Origin of the sequence: Prevotella nigrescens, assembly GCF_031191185.1 — a bacterium.
Taxonomy (GTDB): Bacteria; Bacteroidota; Bacteroidia; order Bacteroidales; family Bacteroidaceae; genus Prevotella; species Prevotella nigrescens.
In genome coordinates this window covers 312,050-334,060 of sequence record NZ_CP133464.1, presented here as the reverse complement: position 1 = coordinate 334,060, position 22,011 = coordinate 312,050, and the positions used below count along the sequence as shown (strand labels likewise).

The window sequence follows — 22,011 nt, the reverse complement described above, 5'->3', positions numbered from 1 at the left end:
TAAACAATATTATCCTGCCCAACCATTCATTAAGAACAAAAATACGAACAGAATGAAAAAACGAAAAATAATAATCTGCGCCGTCATAGCACTACTGTTGCTCATAGGTTTCGGCGTTTGGAGCAAGTGGATGTCCACTACTCGGATAGCATTCATAAACTATCAGACCATCACACTGGGCGAAATAGGTCGTGCCAACGACAATCCGCTCGTCAAAATAGAGAGTCTTGATGCCGAAGACATGGCGAAAGCCAAGGACTACGATATGGTTTTCGTGCAGGCTATGGGCTTAAGGCTCACCGAAGACCAGCGTGCTGAACTGGAAAAGGCCATGAAAGACGGAACACCGGTGGTGAGTACGATGATTACAAACCCCGATAACGACTTCTGTTCGGTAGACACTGCCAAAGCCAACCGCATGAAAGCGTATATCGACAACGGCGGTCGCAAGAACTATCATAACCTGCTAAGCTACGTAAGAAAGTATATAGACAAGAAGATTATCTATGCTTCTGAACCTGAAAAGGTAGTGGAACGTGTTTACGGACTGCTCTATCACGCTGACCCAAACCGCCCCGACGACGAGAACAAGCAGTTTAATTCGCTGTCGGAGTACAATAAATTCCTTAAAGAAAAAGGACTTTGGAAACCCAATGCCCCCGCCATCGTCATCACAGGGAGTATGGGCGAGCCCAAAGAACTGATTGCCGAGTTGGAGAAAACTGGCAATATGGTGTATCCGGTAAACTCTATTCAGAAGTTTGTAGAGGAAAATCACGCCGACAGCATTAAGGTTTCGGCTATCATTAACATGGCTCACGGACGCTTAGGCGATGCTTTCGTAGACTATTTGAAGCGTGTTGATGTTCCATTATTCGCTCCGCTGAATGTCAATCAGCTGGAAAAGAAGTGGGAAAACGACAAGATGGGCATGAGCGGAGGCTTCCTTTCACAGAGCGTAGTTACCCCTGAGATTGACGGAGCCATACGTCCGTATGCCCTTTTCGCCCATTATGTAGGCAAAGACGACCTTGAATATGTTGCTGCAATGCCCGAACGGCTCGGCACTTTCGTGCAAACTGTAAACAACTACATAGCCTTAAAGCACAAGCCAAATAGCCAGAAGCGAGTTGCTATCTACTATTATAAAGGACCGGGACAGAACGCTTTAACCGCAGGAGGTATGGAAGTGGGGCCTTCGCTCTACAATTTGCTGGTGCGTTTAAAGCACGAAGGCTACAACGTAGCGGGCTTGCCGGATTCGCCGGAGGGTTTAATGCAAGCCATACAAAGGCAAGGTGCAGTGTTCAACCTATATGCCAAGGGTGCGTTCGACGACTTTATGAAGAACGGAAAGCCTGCTCTTGTAACCAAAAACGAGTACGAAAGTTGGGTGAAAAAGACGCTTCGACCAGAGAAATATCAGGAAGTGGTGAAGGCAAACGGCGAGTTCCCAGGCGAATATATGTCTACTCCCGACGGAAAACTGGCTGTTGCACGTGTTCAGTTCGGCAATATTGTGTTGCTTCCACAGAACGCTGCAGGTGCAGGAACCAACGCTTTCCAAATCGTTCACGGCACGAATGCAGCACCACCGCATACATATATTGCCTCGTATTTATGGACACAGTATGGTTTCAAAGCCGATGTGCTGATACATTTTGGCACACACGGCAGCCTCGAATTTACCCCAAAGAAACAGTCTGCCCTAAGTAATCTCGACTGGCCCGACCGCTTGGTGGGTGCATTACCGCACTTCTATCTTTACACTATCGGCAATGTTGGCGAAGGCCTGATAGCCAAACGCCGTTCGTATGCCGGACTACAGTCGTATCTTACACCACCTTTCATGGAGAGCGGAATGCGTGGAGCTTACGCCGAACTGACCTCTAAACTGAAACTTTACAACCAGAACATTGGCAAAAACAAGGCCTTGCTGCAGCAAACATCGCTTGCCATAAAAGCCATGGTGGTGCGTTTGGGCTTCCATCGCGACCTTGGTTTGGACAGCATACTTACCCGTCCGTACACGGAAGAGGAGATAACGCGCATCGATAACTTTGCCGAGGAACTCTCAAACGAGAAGATTACGGGACAGCTTTATACTTTAGGCGTGCCTTACGAGCCTGCACGCATCAACAGTAGCGTACTTGAAATGTGCACAGACCCTGTGGCTTACTCGCTGTTTACGCTCGACAAGGTACGCAAGAAAGCCACCGAAGCCTTACTGAAACACCGTTCAGAGTTCAACAGCCGCTACCTTTACCCTGCCAAAGCATTGGTTCAGTCGCTCATAAACAGTTCGGCAGAAGTGTCAGACGCCTTTGTCTGCAAGGTAGGACACCTGTCTCCAGCTGACCTTCAGCGTGCCCACAAGATATACGAAGACCTTACTGCCCCATCGGACATGATGAAAATGATGATGGGAATGGGCTCTATGGGCAAGAAAGGCAAGGGCGGCAAAGGTATGCCAATGGGCATGGGAATGCCAAAAGGTATGGGCAAGATGCCTCCAGGAATGGGCAAAGGAATGCCGAAAGGCAAGCCAATGCACGCCAAACAAGGGGGTATGCCACCAATGGGACACCCTGGAAAGATGCCAACAGGTATGGGAAAGAAACCTGAAAACATGGGCGGACACCCCACAACAAAGGGCAAACCAATGCCACAGATGGGCAAAACAATGGGCGGAAAGGCTATGCAAGGAATGCCTAAGAAGGGAATGGCAGGCATGGCAGCCATGATGAAAGACAAGAAGAAGTCGTATTCTAAAGAAGAAAAAGACTTTGCTTTTGCTGTAAGAGAGCTTGAACGAACCCTCAAAAACATTGCAAAGTACAAGCAATACCTTCTTATTAGTCCGCAAAACGAGCTCGAAAGCATTATCAACGCCATGAATGGAGGCTACACAGCCCCCTCTCCCGGCGGCGACCCTATAGTTAATCCGAACACATTGCCTACCGGACGCAACCTGTTTGGCATAAATGCAGAGTCTACACCAAGCGAAGCTGCATGGGAAAAGGGCAAGCAGTTGGCACAGAACACCATCGATTTGTACAAGCAACGCCACAATGGGGCACTGCCACACAAGGTAAGTTACACGCTGTGGAGTGGCGAATTTATAGAAACCGAGGGTGCTACCATCGCCCAAGTGCTATACATGCTGGGTGTAGAACCCATACGCGACTCGTTCGGAAGGGTCAGCGACCTGCGCCTAATCCCCTCTAAGGAGTTGGGACGGAAGCGTATCGACGTTGTAGTACAGACCTCCGGACAGCTCAGAGACCTTGCTGCATCGCGCCTTTTCCTCATAAACAAGGCTGTGGAGATGGCTGCCAACGCCAAAGACGACGTTTTTGAGAACGAAGTTTCCATTGGTGTGAAGACCGCAGAACGCCATCTCACCGAGAAAGGAGTATCGCCCAAGGAGGCACGCAAGATGGCTTCGCAACGCATCTTCGGCGGTATGAACGGCAATTATGGCACCGGCATACAGGCAATGGTTATGAGTGGCGACCGCTGGGAGAAGCGAGAGGACATCGCAAACACCTATATTAACAACATGGGAACCTTCTATGGCAGCGAGAAAGACTGGGAACAGTACAACAAATATGCCTTCGAGGCGGCTCTGACCCGCACCGATGTCGTGGTGCAACCCCGCCAGAGCAACACGTGGGGGGCTTTGAGCTTAGACCATGTCTACGAGTTTATGGGCGGATTGAACCTCGCTGTGCGTCAGGTAACGGGCAAAGACCCTGATGCTTACCTCAGCGATTATCGCAATAGGCACAACGTTCGCATGCAAGAAGTGAAGGAAGCCATAGGCGTAGAGAGCCGTACCACCATTCTGAACCCAGTATATATAAAGGAGAAAATGAAAGGTGGAGCAAGCGCAGCAGGCGGTTTTGCAGAGATTGTAGAGAATACTTACGGCTGGAACGTCATGAAACCGAAGGCGATAGACAAGGAATTGTGGGACGATATATACCGTGTGTACGTGCAAGACAAGTACAAACTGGGCACAAAAACATTCTTTGAACAGAAAAATCCGGCTGCCTTGCAACAGATTACTGCCGTTATGCTCGAAACAGTGCGCAAGGGAATGTGGAAAGCAACGCCTCAACAGGTTGCCGACATTGCCAAGTTGCATGTAGAGTTGGTTAAGAAATACAAGCCGTCAGGCTCTGCCTTCGTTACCGACAATGCCAAATTGCGCAAGTTCATAGCCTCTAAGGTTACACCAAACGAGGGCAAAGTCTATCAGCAACAGATAGAACAGGTACGCAATTCGGCTGCCAATGCCGACAAGGGTACAGTCATGAAACGCGAAGACATGTCGCAAAAGGTAGAAAAACATTCACCGCTGCTCAGCAGGAGCATCGTTATTGGTGGTGCAGTGTTGCTCTTTGTAGCTTTAGTAGTATTCATTGTGCGCCGCCGTCGTAATACGAATGCAGAATAAATGAATAATGGAAACCATAGTATACATACTATTTATGCTTGTCTGTTTCAGCTTTTTGCTGAAACAGACTTTCGTAAATACTTTGCAACTTAGTATTACTGCGGTGGCTGCAATGGTTTTTACGGGTTTCGCCTGGCACGTTGCCATCTTGCAATCGTCCACAGAAATAGCTGCATGGCTGGCTAATACCGACTTGGTCCGCGACATTTCCGTGGTGCTGAACATAGACGTTCTGCTGTCGATGGCGTTCTGCTTGCTGGCTGCCAACACCGAGATGGGCGAACACGTAGGACGTAAAAGTCGCTGGCTGTATGCTTTCTTGCGTTTCTTTCCCGGCATCATGATAGTGCCGACACTGTTTGCACTGCTCGTGGAAACCATCTTTGTGTTTCCCGGCGAAGACTTTTCGCTCATCGCCTGGACGCTTGGAGGTGTGTTCTGTGTGGCTATCCTGCTGCTCACATACGCCATAAAACGTCTGCTTCCCGAGACTTTCCTACGCTTGGAGCTGCTTTTTCTCTGCAATTTGCTCATTGCCTTGTTGGGCATTGTGGCTACAGTGAACGGCAAAACAGCCGTAGTGGGAACCGACAGCACCAATGTTGGCGCACTCGCAGGTACGTTGCTGCTGGTTGTTGTGTTCGGTGCCGTGGGCATGTTGTGGCAACGTTGGCACACCAAACGGCAGATGAAGCAATTGGAATGACGTACCCCTGCTGTACGAAAACTACTTCCGCATGAATTAAAATAAACGTAGATATAAACCAATAACAACTTATGAATTACATAACAGACATTCTTTACTGGATTTCGTCAGGTCTTCTTGTCCCCGTAATCCTTATTCTTATCTTCTTCTTTTTACGTTCGTTGCTGCTCTTGGGCGGCTTCTTCAGCCAGTATCTCACCATGCGCAAGAGTGGAATATTGCTGCAAAAAGAGGTGAAACAGCTCACTGCCGACAACCTTTATACACTTTCCGACCACCTGCCAAAAGGCAAATTGCCCGTTGTAACCTGCATTTCCAAGATGTTGGAAAACCGTAACAGTCCTGCAAAAGTTACCTTCTTGCTCGACGAATACGAATGTTTGGTGGAACGCGAGCTTGAAACACCGAAGATGTTTACCAAAATGGGACCAATGTTGGGGCTTATGGGCACGCTCATTCCTATGGGTCCGGCACTCGTTGGCTTGTCTTCGGGCGACATTGCTTCTATGGCTTACAACATGCAAGTGGCGTTTGCCACCACCGTAATCGGCTTGTTTGCCGGTGGAATAGGCTTTGTGGTGAAGGCGGTTAAGCAGCGTTGGTATCGCAGAGACATGGGAATGCTGAACTATATCGCCGATATGTTGGACGAAAACCGCGACAAACAATTATGAGAAGACGACAAATAAGACTTGGGCACGACGAGGACGACGACCCAATGAGCGTTGTCAGCAACCTCTTCGATGCGGCAATGGTGTTTGCTGTGGCACTTATGGTGGCGCTTGTTACCCACTATAAGATGACAGAAATGTTCAGTACGGAAGACTTTACCGTGGTAAAGAATCCCGGAAAGCAGAACATGGAGATTATTTCGAAGAAGGGAAAGCAGATAGAACGCTACACTCCGTCGAAAAATCAGGACGCCAAATCGAGCAATAAGGGCAAGCGAGTGGGCACAGCCTACCAGCTTGAGAATGGCGAAATTATTTATATCCCGGACGAATAGCCGTGCAATTGGAATAGGGTAATAGGGCAACACGTATGGCAAACAGCCACAATGTTGGTCTGCCCGAAGCCTTATACTCTCTGCAAAACCTTGTTAACATCTTACTATGCAGTAGAGATAACGAAAGCTATAAATGCCTTTCTCCTTGTTTCTACTGCATTTTTTATCCGCCTATTGCAGACAAAGAGCATGTTATAAAGTTGTAAATGTTTTTCGCAACATTTTGTTTTGTCTAAAGTATTAGCCATCAACACATTATAACAGCCATGTTTTTGCGTGTCAAACCCCACCGTTCTAACATACAACAGCATATATCCCTTTTCTACTTCCAAATGTCTTCATCGAACCAATCCATAGGAAAACCAATTTTATATATTGATATTTGGGGATTGTTTTTGATTAAAGTAACAATCTTTTCCTTATATTTTTCTCCCATTCCAATGGCATTGCACAGATAAAGCATAGCTGTAATAATAAGGTATGGCCTCTTTTTTGCATCTTCCGTAAGTTGTCCTTTCAACCATTTACCTATAGGTTTTTTAATTTCCATCGGTCGTTTTACCATATTCCTGCTCCATATTCTGGAATGATGAGCTACAATATTCCTCAAGTACGATATTGCTTCGAGCCAGCTTGCAAGTTCATTATGCTTGTTAAGATTAAAGTCTTTGGCTATTTTTGCCTTTTCTGGCAGTTGGTGTTGAAGATTTTTATACATCTTTGAAAGTGTTCCGAATGTTGCCGTTTCGAATATAATCCATGCTTCCGGCTGCTGTACCAGACCTACAATCTCACCTTTTTCCCATATTCCATACTTCTTCTTGTAGTCTTTCGCAAATATTTCACAGCTACGCATAAATTCTTTCATCAATTCTCCTAAGTGCTTTTTGTGCCTGTCTTCATCTACAAAAATACTTCTATCTGTATAAAATAGACCACCAAATGAAAGAGAAAGGTAATAAATCATCTTTGTGCGCAAAGCAATTTCTATGGTTTCTATCGCATCAAACAGAACAAGTCGCAACTCTTTATCGAACAAGTAGCGTGCCATTACGTCTTCAAAGCAAGAACCTTTATAGAAAATATGCTCTGTCTTATCTTGCTGCATATCCCACCAATAGCTTTTTAAGCGGTAATAACTGACATTTTTTAATAGGATATGGGCAGACCCTTCGTTTCTGAATGTCATACCTCTTTGTTTCAAAATTCCTATTTGTTCTTCAACAGAACGTGGTTTTTTATGGCTCATAAAATAGGTAAAAAAATGACCCGCCAGCAGATCTTACGGTATGCCAAGCGAGTACTGTTATGATTGAAGTGCGATAATCTCGCAACTATCTTTCTTTTTACAAAAGTACATATAAATATTGTTTCTACAAAATAAATACCATTAAAATTAATCGAAATACTGAATAATTGCTTCTATACATTCTGTTTTCTACTTTCAATCAATCGAAAGGATAAACTTGTAGTTCGCCTTTCGATGAATAATAAGGTGGTTTGTTTATAATGTGGTTATCTCTGCACACCTTATTATAGATATAGAAAATGAGCAGAAACAATGTAAATGTTTTTCGCAACATTTTGTTTTATCTAAAGTATTAACCATCAACATATTATAACAGCCATGTTCTTGCGTGTCAAAACCCACCGTTTTACGAACGAAAAGAGGCTGTTTTGCCACTCAAAACAGCCCCTTTTGCAAGGCGAAATCGCTATGCCCGTATTTCTTTTGCGCTTTTCTTTACAAGCTGCAACAGCTTCTTGCGCAAGTTGCACATATTGAGGCATCGAAAAAAAAGATGGATACGACACCATTGTGGCATAATTATTGTAACTTTGTATGGCGGAAACAGCAAAATAAATTATACATTATATACTATATGGAAAAGAACGAAACACCCGTCTTATTGCTTACAGGATATCTCGGAAGCGGTAAGACTACACTCGTAAACAAAATTCTTGGCAACAACAAAGGCATCAAGTTCGCAGTCATTGTAAACGATATTGGCGAAGTAAACATAGATGCCGACCTGATAGAAAAAGGTGGCGTGGTAGACCAACAGGACGATTCGCTGGTGGCATTGCAGAACGGTTGCATCTGCTGCACGCTTAAAATGGACTTGGTAAAGCAGCTTAGCGACATCGTAAAGCAGCACCGTTTCGACTACATCGTGATTGAGGCAAGCGGCATTTGCGAACCTGCGCCCATCGCACAGACCATCTGCGCCTATCCACAAGTATATCCCGACCTTGCAAAAGACGGCATAGCAGTGCTCAGAAACATTGTTACCGTGGTGGATACACGCCGTATGTGCGACGAGTTTTCGGCTGGAAACGACCTCATGAAGAAGAATTTGGAGGAAGACGACATAGAGAACTTGCTGATACAACAGATAGAATTCTGCAACATTGTGCTGCTGAACAAAGTCGATGACGTGTCTGCCGAAGAGCTGAAGAAGGTGCGCAAGATTGTAAGGGCACTGCAACCGAAAGCCGAAATAATAGAATGTAACTACGGAGACGTGGATTTTGAGCGCATTCTTGGGGCAAACGACTTCGATTTCGACAAGGTTGCGACCTCCGCTTCGTGGATTGCTGCCATAGAAAACGAGGACAACGACGAAGAGGAAGGGCACGATGAGCACCACCATGCCGATGGAGACAAGCACGAACACAGCCATCAGCATCACCATCACCACCATCATCACGACCATGACCACCTTGAAAACGAAGAGAGCGGCGAGGCATTGGAGTACAACATCGACACTTTCGTGTACTATGCACGCCGTCCGTTCGACCTGAACTTCTTCGATGACTTCGTCGCACGCAAGTGGCCGAAGAGCATTATACGCTGTAAGGGATTGTGCTACTTCGACAACGAGAAAGACGTATGCTATGTTTTCGAACAAGCCGGAAAGCAAGTTACGCTGCGCAATGCCGGACAATGGTATGCCACAATGCCTCCCTTTGAGCTTCGCGAGTTCCTTGAACGCAACCCGAAACTAAAGAAAGACTGGGAAGAACCTTACGGAGACCGCATGCAAAAGCTCGTTTTCATTGGACAGAATATGGAAAAAGAGGCAATAAAAGCCGAATTGGACAAGTGCTTAAAATAAGGAAACGAACATGAAAAAGACAATCGCTCTCTTCCTGTTCTGCCTTGTTGCCGTTCTGGCACAGGCGCAAACAGAACCTCGGCACGAGGTTGAACTCGTTACAGACAGTGGTACTATCCGCCTTGTTTTGTACAATGAGACACCCAGACACCGCGACAACTTCCTGAAACAAGTGCAGTCCGGTGCATACAATGGGGTGCTTTTCCATCGTGTAATAAAAGACTTCATGGTGCAGACTGGCGACTTGGCATCGAAAACAGCCAAGCCGGGGCAACAGCTTGGCGACACTCCTGAAGCGTACAGCATACCTGCCGAGATTTGTTTTCCGAAGCTCTACCACAAGCGTGGCGCGCTGGCTGCCGCACGCGAAGGCGACAATGTAAATCCCGAAAGGGCATCGTCGTCCACCCAGTTCTATATTGTCTGGGGGCAGAAGTTTACCGACAAGCAATTGGAATGGGCGCAAGAAAGAATGGACAAGTACACCGACGGAAAGGCAAAACTGACGCCCGAACTTATAGAAACCTATAAAACGCAGGGTGGTACGCCACATCTCGACGGGTCGTACACCGTATTTGGCGAAGTGGTTGATGGACTCGGAGTCGTTGAAAAGATACAGAAGGCAGCAACAGATGGCAACGACCGTCCTGTAAACGATATCCGTATCATCAGCGCAAAGGTGATAAAGTAAAGGCTCACGATACTGTTCCAACGTTTGCAGAAGTGTACACCGATACGTACAAAAGCCGGTTCTATGTTCGGTAAAGGCATTTTTGCAAACTGAAACAGTGTTTCCGACAAGCAAAAAAGAAAATAGGAAAAGGCTGGTCTGGCACATCATTGCCAACAGAACAAACAAAAGTGCGATGTGTCAATCACTGACACATCGCACTGCAATATATTGATTTACCGCTATTGAGGATAAAACAATGAAATAAAAAAGTTCTTTAATAAGCGTGGTCGTCGTCTTCAATCTCCTGACGGTCAATCTTTTTGCTGTCTATACTGCGCCAAGCGTAGTAGATGTAGCCCAAAACGAAGGGCGCAATCAGACTGGCATAGAACATTGCGGTGAGGGTAAACTCGCTCGAACAGCTGTTCTTTATCGTCAAAGAGCTTTGCAAGGAGGCTGTAGACGGGTAGTAAGCCGTGTTGTTATAGCCTGCAAGGAGGAACAAGACAATTACCACCAGCACCACGCCGATGCCTGTTGCCCAAATGCCTTTGATGTAGTTCTCTTGCAAAATCGTGCGTATAATGCCGTAAAGCACAAGCAATACACCCACCAAAAGTACAACAGCCAAGTACCACATATCCAAAAGATTGTGCAGATACTTCAGCGCTTCCATCACGACAGTGCCGTCTGCATTTACTGCATAGCCGTCGCCGAGAAGCGTCCTGCCAAGAAATGCAATGAAGAAAATAAGGAATAGCAGGGTATTAATGGGGAGTTGCAGACGAATGCGCGAACGTATGGCATCGTCGGACACATTATTATTAATGTAGAGAATGCCCAACACGCGAGCGAGGAACACCACGGCGATACCAAAAATAACCACCCATGGGTTCAACAGAACGTCGAGTCCGCGCGAAGCATTCGCCCAATGAGAGATGACGGGCTGCATTCCGTTTACTATATTCGCCTTTTCCACAATGAAGTTAGACCCTGTAAAGAAGGTTGCAACGGCACCTCCAAGAAGCAGCGGACCAACGATGCCATTGATAACCAGACAGGTCTGGAAAGTTTTCACACCAAGAAGATTACCCGCCTTGTTCTGAAACTCGTAGCTGACGGCTTGAATGATGAACGAGAAAAGAATGATAATCCACACCCAATAAGCCGATCCGAAGCTGGTACTGTAGAACAATGGGAACGAAGCAAAGAACGCTCCGCCAAACGTTACAAGCGTCGTGAAGGTAAATTCCCACTTGCGTCCTGTAGAGTTTATCACCATACGGCGTTCTACATCGGTCTTACCCAATTGGAAAATCATGGAGTTTGCTCCCTGCACAAACATCAGGAAGACGAGCAATGCACCGAGAAGTGCAATGAGAAACCACCAGTAATGTTGCAAGAAATCGTATGTCATAGTTGCGGTCCTTTCTTTATTTGTTTACACATAATGCTTATTTCAACCCCAAGCATAGCCGTGAAGAGGAATAAGAACAAGAAGAATGTCAATGCAACACTCCCACTGCTGAGGTCGCTTACGGCTGCCCACGTGGGCAACATGTCTTGTATTGTCCAAGGCTGACGCCCAAATTCGGCTACCAACCAGCCACATTCACTGGCAACATAAGCCAACGGAATGAGCGCAACACCCACCATCTGCAAAAGCCGAGGACGGCTTATGTCCTTGCGATAAAGCACGAACAAGATGATGGCAAATACCAAAATAAACAATACGCCCAAGCCTACCATCAGACGGAACGACCAGAAATTAATACCAACAGGAGGCACTGTCTGGCTCGCATTCTTAATGTAGCCATAGCCGAAATACTTCATGTTGGTCTTCAAAGTCTTTACATTGGCTTCCGTTTTCTGTCCGCTTCTGTAAGCTTTCAGGGCTGCTATGGCTTGTTTGCCCCGAGTAATCTTTTCGGCGAGCGACGGTTCAACAGTGCCGTCGTCCTTCTTATATCCGTTTATAATGTTGCGAATGCCGGGCACATAGCCGTTAAAGTCGCGCGTGGCGAGGAACGAAAGCACCTTCGGTACAGCTATCTTCATAGGCGGTTCGGTTTCGTTCATGTAGTCGGGCTGCGAGAATGGATTTACAAGAGCTACTCCTGTAAGTGCTTCTCCCTTGCCTCCTTCGTACAAAGCCTCCATGGCTGCCAGCTTCATAGGCTGATGTTGCGCTACAAGATAAGCCGATTCATCACCGGCAACGGCTGTAAGCAACGATGCGCACAAGCCTACGACAGCACCAACCTTCAGGCTTTTGCGGGCAAAGTCTGTGTGGCGCTTCTTCAAAAGGTACCAACAGCTGACTCCAACACAGAAAGCTGCACCCAGAACCCAGGCAGATGTAACGGTATGAGTGAACTTATTGACAGCCATCGGACTTAAAGCTACTTCCCAGAACGATGTCATTTCGTTGCGCATGGTGTCCGGATTGAACTCACAACCCACAGGATTCTGCATCCAGGCATTGGCTACGAGAATCCACCAAGCCGATATCGTGGCACCAATACCCGTCAGCCAAGTGGACGCAAGGTGAAATCCGCGCGACACTTTCTTCCACCCGAAGAACATAACAGCCACGAAAGTAGACTCCATAAAGAAAGCCAGCATACCCTCGATGGCAAGCGGGGCACCGAAAATATCGCCTACAAACCAAGAGTAATTGCTCCAGTTCGTTCCAAATTCGAACTCTAAAATAATGCCGGTAGCTACGCCTATGGCGAAATTAATACCAAAAAGACGCTGCCAGAACTGCGCCGTCTTCTTCCAAAACACTTCTCCCGTACGATAATAGTACGTCTCCATAATCCCCATAATGAGTGCAAGCCCAAGCGTCAGTGGCACAAACAGCCAGTGATAGATGGCTGTAAGTGCGAACTGAGCACGCGACCAGTTCACAACATCGGGGTCGATGGTTAATAATAAATTTCCCATTGTTAAATAATATGACTGTTAGAATTAATTTATAGTTCTCTCGTTTATTCCTGATTTCTATCTTGCCAGATACCTACATTCACCGGCAGGCTACACCTAATTGCGCTTCAGCATCTCCTTTTCAACGAATTTTGCTTCGCTTCCACGCTTTGAATGCTCCTTAATAAAGTTCGGAAAAAAGAACAATTTTAAGACAAAGAACATAATGAAGAGCTTTACCAAGATGACAAGCCAAAGTGTCTTGCCAAGCGTCATACTGCGAAATCCATCGTAGTATAAGTCGAAAACCCTATATAAAAAGCCATTTCTGCGCATTTAATGTAATTGTTTCGTAATCTGTATTAAGTACAACTGTGCAGTGCAAAAGTAGGGAAAAAAAATAAAACTTAGGCATTTTTTCTTTATTTTTGCGCCCTTTAACGAAAATAAAGAAATAATAAAGCATTTTGTTTTGGTCTATATTCAAAATGATTTAATTTTGTATTAAGATACGGAATAAAGCTGTACAGGATTCAGAATCGAACTTTATGATAAAAAAAATATTGCTTTTCGGTGTATTTTTTACTACGGTTTGTGCCGCATTTTCACAGGAACTGCCACAAAAGACAGTAGGGGAAACGCTTGCATTTGTACCTGAAATATTGACGGGAACGCAAAAGACTATGACAGAAAGGGTTAGAAAAACGTCTGCTTTTGCATACAAAACAATGGTGAAAACGCAGGAAACAGCTGCCGATAAGATGGAAAACGGAACGGCAGAAAGTCAAGAAGTGATTGCAGAAAGACGCAATGTGCTGTCGTTAAAGCGTTGTCGTGAACTGGCTTTGGCTAATAATAAACAGCTGGCAATATCTAAATTGACTGCTCAAATAGCCGAAAATACGCACAAAGCAGCCAAAACAAAGTATCTGCCACGTGTTACGGGCATGGCTGGATACGAACATTTGTCGCGCGAAATATCGCTCCTTAACGACAAACAAAAGCAAACGCTATCGTCGTTAGGCTCGGCAACAGTTGGCAAATTGGGCAGCCAGATAGGTCAAACCATTGGTCAGCTGCAACAACAAGGCATTATTTCGGCTCAGGCAGCCCAACGGTTAGCCGATGTTTTAGGGGGTATTACAACGCCACTCTCCCAAGCTGGCAACAACATAGGCGAGACGATACGACGCGGATTGCGCACAAACACAAAGAATATGTATGCTGCCGGTATCATGGTTACGCAACCCATATATATGGGAGGGGGCATAAAGGCACTCAACGACATAGCTACGATAGGCGAAGAGTTTGCCCAAAACGATATACAGCTGAAGCAGCAAACGGTTCTTTTCGCCGTCGATAACGCTTACTGGCTTATTGTTTCGCTCAAAGAAAAGTCGATACTGGCTATACAATACCGCAATCTAATAAGCAAGTTGCACGATAATGTAACTAAAATGTACGATGCCGGCGTTGCAACAAAGGCTGACGGACTGAAGGTTTCGGTAGCTGAAAATACCGCAAACCTTACCATTTCGGAAATAGAAAACGGCATTTCGTTAGCGAAAATGGCACTTTGTCAGCTTTGCGGACTGCCCCTCGACGGCGATTTAATGCTCGAAGACGAAGCAACAGACAATCTTTCGGCTTTCGTTCCTGCAAATTATAACAGTGCGGACACTGCTTTCAATGCTCGTCCAGAGGTACGAATACTGCAAAATACGGTTGATATTACCAAGCAGAACACCAAAATTATACAGGCACTTTATCGTCCGCACCTCGCCTTAACGGCTGGTTACACCGTGTCGAACCCCAATGCTTTCAACGGATTTGAACAGAAATTCAAAGACATTTGGAGCATCGGGTTGGTGCTGCACGTACCTATTTGGAACTGGGGAGAAGGCAAATACAAGGTGAGAGCAGCTCGCACGGCAACCCAAATGGCTCAAATGGAATTGAGCGACGTACGAAACAAGATTAGATTAGAGGTGGAACAGACTCGCTTCCGCCTTAAAAACGCAAACACCCGCTTGGCTACTGCACACAAAAACATGGTTTCGGCAGAAGAGAACCTACGTGTTGCCAACCTCGGATTTAAGGAAGGAGTAATGACTGTTACCGATGTGATGCAGGCACAAACGGCATGGATGTCGGCAAAGACAGCCATTGTAGATGCCGAAATAGACATCAGGACGGCGCAAGTGGCATTAAGGAAGGCACTCGGAGAACTGTAAACGCATTTGCAAACAGCAACAAATGTCATACAAAAATACCGTCTTGCATACTCCGACACATTCATATAGAATTGCAATAGAAACAAAACAAACAAAATAAAAGACTTTCATTATGTCAGCAAAATCGCAACATAACAACATACTTTTAGCCATTCTCGGTTTTGTTACCGTGGTTGTACTCGTGGCAGTAATAGGTTATTTCACGTTAGGAAAGGACGAAGAGGTTATTCAGGGCGAGGTTGAAGTCAGCGAATATCGTGTAGCTTGCAAACTGCCGGGACGCATTACAGAAATCAAAGTAAAGGAAGGCGACTACGTACACAAGGGCGATGTGCTGGCTGTACTGGCTATTCCAGAAATGAATGCGCAAGAAAAGGTTGCCAATGCAGCCGCCGGAGCAACCGAAGCCCTTAGCGATTTGACGGAAGAACCCAACCGGCAAGAACTTATTACAGCTGCCTACAATGTTTATCAGCAGGCTATTACCGCCAACGACATAGCTGGAAAGACTTACGGACGACTGCTTCGACTTTTCAACGAGGGGGTTATTTCGGCTCAAAAACGCGACGAAGCCGAGGCAGCATACAAGACTACGCTGTCGGCAGTAGATGTTGCACGTGCTCAATACGACCTTGCGAAGAGCGGAAGACGTGAAGAAACCAAGCGAGCAGCAAAGAAACAGGCTCAGGCAGCACGCTCTGCCGTAGACGTGGTAAAGTCTTTTTTGAAGGAAACAGTGCAGCGCGCAACTGCCGATGGAGAGGTTTCCACCATCTATCCGAAGGTGGGCGAGCTTGTAGGATTGGGCAGTCCGATTATGAGCATATCCATGATGAACGACGTGTGGACTACCTTCAACATACGGGAAGACCAGTTAAACGGTATGAAAGTGGGCACAAAACTGAGGGGCTTCGTGCCTGCGTTTAACAAAAACATAGACTTGCAGGTTACGTCCATTAAGAATCAGGGCACTTATGCCGTATGGAAAGCAACGAAAGCAACCGGACAATACGACTTGAAAACGTTTGAGGTGAAAGCCAGACCCATTACGAAAATAGATGGACTGCGCCCCGGAATGTCGGTTATATTGAAGAAATGATACCTTGACGTAATGGAAAAGGCAATCCTGCAACACTATATTTGGGTTGCAAACAGATTGCCATTGAATTGAATAAAAACAGAAAGCAAAACAAATAAACGGTTCTAATCGTGTTCCGACGCATCATTAAAATAGCGGCAAGAGAGGTAGAACAGATGCTACATACACCTATCTACCTGTTCTGTATGGTAGTTTTCCCGATTATCATTCTTATCTTTTTCACATCACTGATGAGCAGCGGACAGCCCGAAAACATGCCTTGCGGAGTGGTAGACAACGACAATTCTGCCGTAACACGTGCACTAATACGCAAGTTAGATGCCTTCCAGAGTGCAAAAGTGGTAGCCCATTACACGAACGTAACCGAAGCACGACGTGCCGTTCAGCAAGGAAAAATCTACGCATACCTATACATTCCGGAGGGAACAACTGCCAAGCTGATTAGCGGAAGGCAGCCTAAAGTGTCGTTTTATTATAGTAATGTAACGCTGGTAGCAGGGGCGTTGCTCTTCAAGGACCTTAAGACCATTACCACACTCGGCTCGGCTGCCATTGGTTCAGCCAAGCTCCAGATGCTCGGAAAGACCGAACGTGAAATTAAAACCGCCCTTCAGCCCATTGCGCTCGACGTGCATACCATTGGCAATCCGTGGCTGAGCTACAACATTTACCTTTCTACCATCATGGTGCCGGGCGTGTTAATGCTGTTCATGTTGCTTATCACGGTGTACTCTATAGGCACTGAACTGAAGTTCGGACGGTCGAAAGAATGGATGCAGATGGCTGGAAAGAACATTGTCGTGGCACTTTCGGGCAAACTGCTGCCACAGTTCTTGGTTTTCTTCACCCTGTTCTTGGGTTACGAATGGTATGTCTACGGTCATCTTAACTTCCCCCACCCCGGCGGTATTTCCAAGATGTTGCTGCTGGCTTTGCTCACCGTATCGGCAGCACAAGGCTTCGGCGTGTTCGTTTTCGGACTGATGCCGTCGCTTCGTATGTCCATGAGTGTCTGCTCGTTGTGGGCAGTTGTGGGGTTCTCGGCGTGCGGAGCAACCTTTCCTTTGTTCGCCATGGATTCGCCAATCATAGGTTTAGCCCAGCTCATACCCCTCCGACATTATTATATGGTGTACCAAATGACCATCTTCAACGGCTATCCTCTCATCGACGCATGGCCGCATGTGGTGGCTCTTGTGGCTTTCGCGGCTCTGCCATTGCTTTCGGCACGCAACATAAGGCGAGCCATGTTAGAGTATGTTTACATACCTTAGCGCATGCAGGGACGTAACTTATCACGTTCCTCATAACCAAAATAAACAGAAAATAGATAAATAAAAGCTCTACGAAAAAGCTGATTTCCTTTTGCAAAAGCGAGGAACAAGAATGGGCTTATGGAGAAGAATACAAACAGCAGGCGTACAAATGCCAACAGCAATTTGATTGTTTCTATCTGCTATATCTGGTGGATAGAGATGAAGAATACCATTAAAGACGAGGGTGTTCTCATATTCTTTATACTTGTTCCACTGTTCTATCCGCTGCTTTATTCGTGGATTTACAACAACGAAGTGGTACGCAATGTGCCCGTAGTGGTGGTGGATCAGTCGCATACGGCTACTTCGCGCCAGTTCATTCGTATGTTCAATGCCTCACCCGATGTAGAAGTTGCCTGCTATTGTAACAGTTTACCCGAGGCAAAAAACATTGTGGCACAACAAAATGCGAATGGTATTATATACTTTCCGCAAGACTTTGAGCAGGCATTTTACCGTGGACAGCAAGCCCATGTCAGCATTTATTGCGACATGAGCCTTATGCTTGCCTACAAAGCAATATACCAAACGTCTCAGACTGTGGCGCTCGATATGGGGAAAGAACGACTGAAAGATATGCCAGGAAACATTACGGTGCGAGACGAACAGGTGCAAACGCAACCCTTGGAGGTGTCTGAAGAACCACTGTTTAACGTTACTGGGGGGTACGGAAACGCCATTCTGCCAGGCGTATTAATACTTATTTTGCAACAAACGCTGCTGCTCGGCATTGGTCTTTCGGCAGGTACGGCACGCGAGAACAACCGCTATCAAGACCTTGTTCCTATCAGCAAACACCACAACGGCATACTTAAAATAGTGCTGGGCAAATCGCTTTGCTACTTCATGATATACTGTGTGGTTTCTGCCTACATCACTTTAGCCGTGCCACACTTCTTCCATTTCACGATGTTGGCACGCCCAACCGACCTTATTTGTCTGCTCGTGCCTTATCTTTTAGCGGTAATTTTCTTCGGAATGACACTTTCGTGCCTTGTCCGACACCGCGAAAACGTAATGTTGCTTGTGGTGTTTACTTCTGTTCCTTGCCTGTTCTTAACAGGTGTCAGCTGGCCTCGCACTAACATTCCTGACATGTGGGAGAGCATAGCATGGCTCATTCCGTCGACCTTTGGCGTGCGTGGCTTCCTCAGTTTGTCGTCTATGGCAGGCACGTTAGACGACATTCGCACCGAGATTTTTGCCCTTTGGACACAAGCCATCGTCTATTTCTTCATAACCTGTCTGGTTTATCGCTATCAAATTATCAGTGCACGGAAACACGCCATTGCCTATATTAAAAGAATGAAAGATAAGATAGAGAAGACAAGAACGGCAAGAAAAGCAAATGTCGGGGCAGATAATCTGGCAGAAAACAGTGCAACGGAGAATGCCAATACATAGGTTTTTACGCATACAACTCTAATCTTTAAGACAAGCGAACCATACTTTTATGACGCATAAATCCCGAACTTCCATTGGAAATTCGGGACTATGTTGTTTGTTTGGAATAGTTTTGTTTGTTTCGCTTTACGCTTCCGGTGTTTTTGTTTTAGCAGCGTAAGCCTCTTCAGAGAGTACAGAGACCTTGCTCTTGTTGTACTTTCCCCTGTGGAAATAGACAATACCATCTGCAAGGGCATACAGTGTATCGTCCTTACCCTGTGCTACGTTCTCTCCCGGATAGTGTCTGTTACCACGCTGGCGTACTATGATGTTGCCTGCAATAATCTTCTGTCCACCTCCGATTTTAACACCTAAACGCTTTGAATGTGATTCGCGTCCGTTCTTAGAACTACCGACACCTTTCTTATGAGCCATTCTTTGTCCTCCTAAATTTAAGCGTTAATTGTTTTAATCTCTACCTGTGTGAAGTGCGAACGATGTCCATTCTTCTTGCGATAGTCCTTGCGGCGCTTCATCTTGAAGACGATAATCTTGTCTCCTTTTACCAAAGGGTTCAACACTTCTGCCACTACTTTCGCACCATTTATGGTTGGTGCACCCACTGTTACAGTTCCGTCGTTGTCTAAAAGCAGAACTTTGTCAAACTCAACGGTCTTTCCTTCTTCAGCGTCTTTGATATGATTGACGAAGAGTTTCTTGCCTTCTTCAACCTTAAACTGCTGACCGTTGATCTCTACAATTGCGTACATATTATTTAATGTAAACGGTTTGACCGATAGGCGGCGAGGCATCTATCTCGCACTTACCCGAGCCTAAACGGCATAAAAACTGTGCAAAGGTACGCTTTTTCTTTCTATTAAGGTGCTGTTTTGGTATGTCGTGGGGAACGAATTAGGAAGAATTAACAAAGATTGACTATTATATCTATCTCAGATTGGGTAACACAAGTCGTGCCAAACGAATGCCGGTGCTGTTTGGCTGTTGCATCAAATACTGGTAAAGTGTCTGTTTTGGTTCTATCACTTGTCTGCCGTTGCGTTTCAAACTCGATGCGTTAATCATGTGAAGTCCATCGTCGTGCCATACTGCAAAGCCTAAATGCGTTGTGTCGAGGTTGCGTTTGCGTGTCGTAATGGCTATAATGTCGCCGTTGCGCACCACCTTGCGCAGCAATGCCGCGTTGTTTAGCAAGTTTTTAGGTATGTATCGTACCTTTATACCATTCGTTCGGTCCTCCATTTTCTTTAAGGCGGCAACCCGTTCGGGTCTGTTGCGCAGCATGTCGTAGCTGTTATAATTCTCGCTCATGTAGTTTATCTTCAGCGTTTGCGTGGCAGTGAAAGGTGGATTAGGTCCTTCTATCTGCCTGATGAAACCTTTCTGCTGGTTATCAACTATCCACCACTGGTAGTAATGCAGTCTGTTTTCGTAAGAAAGGCGTCCTTGTCGGTAGCGAATGTACTGCAACATTTGCTTAAAATAGCCGAAACTGGTTTGTTTCTTATCGATGCAGAGCAGCACAGCAATAACGTTCTCAAGATAAGTAGTGCAGTCCATGCCACGCATATTCACTACGAGTGTTTCCTCGTTGTTGCGATCCAATGTGTGTGCAACGTAGGGGACCCCTACAAAAAAGCGTGCCACCTTTAGCGTCAAGTCCTCTTTCGAGAGTTTTGAACGGAGCGGAATTAAAGACGAAAGTAGCCGCTCTACCCGTTCGGAATCGGCAGATGCAACCCCCGCTGCTCTCGGTCTGGCTTGCTGTCGGGGAACAACCATGTGCCGAAAGCCCATATCTTGCGAAGTTGTGGCACTGCCTGCCCAAAGCAAGATGGGCATTGCAAGCAGGAAAACGAACCTTAAAGTCTTCATTCTGTCGCGGTTTTAAGTTTATATTTTCTTAGATTTCCCACGTCTGCCAAAGTTCATTCCCACGTAGATATTCATGTTTCCGAACAGGTTTGTGGTAGAAAGTCCGTTGCGATGGTAGTTGAATGCGTGTAAAATAATGCTTGACCCGGCATACCATTTCATGTTGTTCCATACCACTCCGAAGCGTGCTATGCCATCGAGATCGATGTTGTGAGTTATTATTCGGAACTTCGACGAGTTCTCTTCCACTATCTTTCCCCCATTGTGTTTGTATGCCAGGCCCAGCATTGCCGACCCTGCCAGCAGCCAGTTGCGTGCAAACACGTAGTTGTAAGCATATCCGCCACTTACGGTAAAGTTGGTGTAGCGCAGTTCCTCGCGTTCTAACGACTGCTCAACGTCTTCGTATCGTCCCTTCATTTTTAGGTATTTGTAGGCTAATCTGTAAAATTCGGGCCAGTCAATGCGCAGCGTGTGTTTCGTATAACCTATGCCAATGAGCGGACTTCCAGCCGATTTGCGTTGTATTGTGCTCTGGCTGAAGGCGGCAGGATAGGAGAAATGCTGATGATTGAATATGTAATAGACATTGAAGCCCTTTACGGTTGTCTCCACACCGTCGAACTCCATGCCTTCCATAGGGTGCGTATCTATTTTCCCACCCATCGACAAGCTGCGTATCTTAAAGTCTTTTCCCGTCTTCCGATAGTATAAATCGATACCTATTTTTGCGCTATACAAACTCAAATCGAACTCTTTCCGTTTTTGTTTCGCTCCGTTAAAGAAAGGGTTTTTAATGTCGATGGTATATCCAAGAAATATCCATCGCCACCCGGCATAGGGTCCGATGCGCACTGTTGGTTCGGGTGCGAGTGTCAGACGGTGACTTTCCCGGCTGCTCAGAGCATACATTTCAAAGTTGTTTGTGTTCTGTGCCATCACGGTAAAGTTATATTTTTGCAGTTCTATATAGGTAGTGTCAATTCCACCAACCACATTCAGAGACTTCCCGGGGCGGTCCGGTTTGTGTTTGCGTGTATGCCTGCCCGTGTCCGGACGCTGCCATATCACGCTGTCCGGGCATTGTCTTGTTATCCCCTTGTGTGTCGTTTCCTTGCTGTCTTCGGCTTTCATTGCGATTGCAAAAATCAGCAAAAGCAAGCAGACGGTAATGTTCTTGCCGACCATT

Annotated in this window: 18 protein-coding genes; 10 read left to right on the top strand and 8 right to left on the bottom strand. The window is 46.1% G+C overall.

What is annotated here, in order from left to right:
* Positions 1 to 52 precede the first annotated feature (52 nt).
* The 4 genes from RDV52_RS01220 to RDV52_RS01205 all read left to right on the top strand — a co-directional run bounded on the left by RDV52_RS01220 (position 53) and on the right by RDV52_RS01205 (position 6,174).
* Positions 53 to 4,462, top strand: coding sequence for a cobaltochelatase subunit CobN (locus tag RDV52_RS01220; RefSeq protein WP_040557360.1), 4,410 nt, complete (start codon positions 53 to 55; stop codon positions 4,460 to 4,462).
* A gap of 7 nt (positions 4,463 to 4,469) precedes the next feature.
* A complete protein-coding gene (locus RDV52_RS01215) occupies positions 4,470 to 5,168 on the top strand; it encodes a hypothetical protein (protein ID WP_004362837.1) in 699 nt (232 codons plus the stop codon).
* A gap of 71 nt (positions 5,169 to 5,239) precedes the next feature.
* Positions 5,240 to 5,842 carry a MotA/TolQ/ExbB proton channel family protein gene (locus tag RDV52_RS01210; RefSeq protein ID WP_004362838.1) on the top strand — a complete coding sequence of 201 codons (603 nt, stop codon included), beginning with the start codon at positions 5,240 to 5,242 and terminating at the stop codon, positions 5,840 to 5,842.
* Positions 5,839 to 6,174 (top strand): DUF2149 domain-containing protein, encoded by a 336-nt coding sequence (locus RDV52_RS01205; protein WP_004362839.1) that lies wholly within the window; start codon positions 5,839 to 5,841, stop codon positions 6,172 to 6,174. The genes RDV52_RS01210 and RDV52_RS01205 overlap by 4 nt, the downstream gene beginning before the upstream one ends.
* Positions 6,175 to 6,496: 322 nt before the next feature.
* Here RDV52_RS01205 and RDV52_RS01200 read toward each other — a convergent pair whose 3' ends face one another.
* Complete coding sequence (locus RDV52_RS01200; RefSeq protein ID WP_004367837.1) at positions 6,497 to 7,423, bottom strand: Abi family protein; 927 nt, start codon at positions 7,421 to 7,423, stop codon at positions 6,497 to 6,499.
* A 634-nt stretch (positions 7,424 to 8,057) separates the two neighbouring features.
* Here RDV52_RS01200 and RDV52_RS01195 point away from each other — a divergent pair.
* Together RDV52_RS01195 and RDV52_RS01190 are read left to right on the top strand one after the other, a co-directional pair.
* Positions 8,058 to 9,293: a CobW family GTP-binding protein gene (locus RDV52_RS01195; RefSeq protein ID WP_040557275.1), complete on the top strand. Its 1,236-nt coding sequence runs from the start codon at positions 8,058 to 8,060 to the stop codon at positions 9,291 to 9,293.
* A gap of 10 nt (positions 9,294 to 9,303) precedes the next feature.
* On the top strand, positions 9,304 to 9,984 hold the full coding sequence (locus RDV52_RS01190; protein ID WP_004362842.1) for a peptidylprolyl isomerase: 681 nt from the start codon (positions 9,304 to 9,306) through the stop codon (positions 9,982 to 9,984).
* Positions 9,985 to 10,240: 256 nt separating this feature from the next.
* Here RDV52_RS01190 and RDV52_RS01185 read toward each other — a convergent pair whose 3' ends face one another.
* The 3 genes from RDV52_RS01185 to RDV52_RS01175 all read right to left on the bottom strand — a co-directional run bounded on the left by RDV52_RS01185 (position 10,241) and on the right by RDV52_RS01175 (position 13,230).
* Positions 10,241 to 11,383, bottom strand: coding sequence for a cytochrome d ubiquinol oxidase subunit II (locus tag RDV52_RS01185; RefSeq protein ID WP_004367840.1), 1,143 nt, complete (start codon positions 11,381 to 11,383; stop codon positions 10,241 to 10,243).
* A complete protein-coding gene (locus RDV52_RS01180; protein ID WP_004367841.1) occupies positions 11,380 to 12,915 on the bottom strand; it encodes a cytochrome ubiquinol oxidase subunit I in 1,536 nt (511 codons plus the stop codon). The genes RDV52_RS01185 and RDV52_RS01180 overlap by 4 nt, the downstream gene beginning before the upstream one ends.
* A gap of 96 nt (positions 12,916 to 13,011) precedes the next feature.
* A complete protein-coding gene (locus RDV52_RS01175) occupies positions 13,012 to 13,230 on the bottom strand; it encodes a DUF4492 domain-containing protein (RefSeq protein WP_004362845.1) in 219 nt (72 codons plus the stop codon).
* A gap of 212 nt (positions 13,231 to 13,442) precedes the next feature.
* Here RDV52_RS01175 and RDV52_RS01170 point away from each other — a divergent pair, with 212 nt between their 5' ends.
* From RDV52_RS01170 to RDV52_RS01155, 4 genes are all read left to right on the top strand, one after another.
* The gene (locus tag RDV52_RS01170) at positions 13,443 to 15,128 is read left to right on the top strand and encodes a TolC family protein (protein WP_004367843.1); all 1,686 of its coding nucleotides are present in this window, start codon (positions 13,443 to 13,445) and stop codon (positions 15,126 to 15,128) included.
* Between the two features lie 112 nt (positions 15,129 to 15,240).
* Complete coding sequence (locus RDV52_RS01165; RefSeq protein ID WP_004367844.1) at positions 15,241 to 16,227, top strand: HlyD family secretion protein; 987 nt, start codon at positions 15,241 to 15,243, stop codon at positions 16,225 to 16,227.
* Positions 16,228 to 16,337: 110 nt separating this feature from the next.
* Positions 16,338 to 17,501: an ABC transporter permease gene (locus RDV52_RS01160; RefSeq protein ID WP_004367845.1), complete on the top strand. Its 1,164-nt coding sequence runs from the start codon at positions 16,338 to 16,340 to the stop codon at positions 17,499 to 17,501.
* A gap of 120 nt (positions 17,502 to 17,621) precedes the next feature.
* Positions 17,622 to 18,947 carry an ABC transporter permease gene (locus RDV52_RS01155; RefSeq protein ID WP_004367846.1) on the top strand — a complete coding sequence of 442 codons (1,326 nt, stop codon included), beginning with the start codon at positions 17,622 to 17,624 and terminating at the stop codon, positions 18,945 to 18,947.
* 126 nt (positions 18,948 to 19,073) lie between these two features.
* On the opposite strand, the gene rpmA is transcribed toward RDV52_RS01155, so the two are convergent.
* From rpmA to RDV52_RS01135, 4 genes are all read right to left on the bottom strand, one after another.
* Complete coding sequence (gene rpmA, locus RDV52_RS01150) at positions 19,074 to 19,364, bottom strand: 50S ribosomal protein L27 (protein WP_004362850.1); 291 nt, start codon at positions 19,362 to 19,364, stop codon at positions 19,074 to 19,076.
* A 17-nt stretch (positions 19,365 to 19,381) separates the two neighbouring features.
* Complete coding sequence (gene rplU / locus RDV52_RS01145) at positions 19,382 to 19,699, bottom strand: 50S ribosomal protein L21 (RefSeq protein ID WP_004367847.1); 318 nt, start codon at positions 19,697 to 19,699, stop codon at positions 19,382 to 19,384.
* 175 nt (positions 19,700 to 19,874) lie between these two features.
* Positions 19,875 to 20,822 carry an N-acetylmuramoyl-L-alanine amidase-like domain-containing protein gene (locus RDV52_RS01140; RefSeq protein WP_004367848.1) on the bottom strand — a complete coding sequence of 316 codons (948 nt, stop codon included), beginning with the start codon at positions 20,820 to 20,822 and terminating at the stop codon, positions 19,875 to 19,877.
* An 18-nt stretch (positions 20,823 to 20,840) separates the two neighbouring features.
* Entirely contained in the window at positions 20,841 to 22,010 is a 1,170-nt protein-coding gene (locus RDV52_RS01135; protein ID WP_004367849.1) for a DUF4421 domain-containing protein, read from the bottom strand.
* Between the last annotated feature and the right edge of the window lies 1 nt (position 22,011).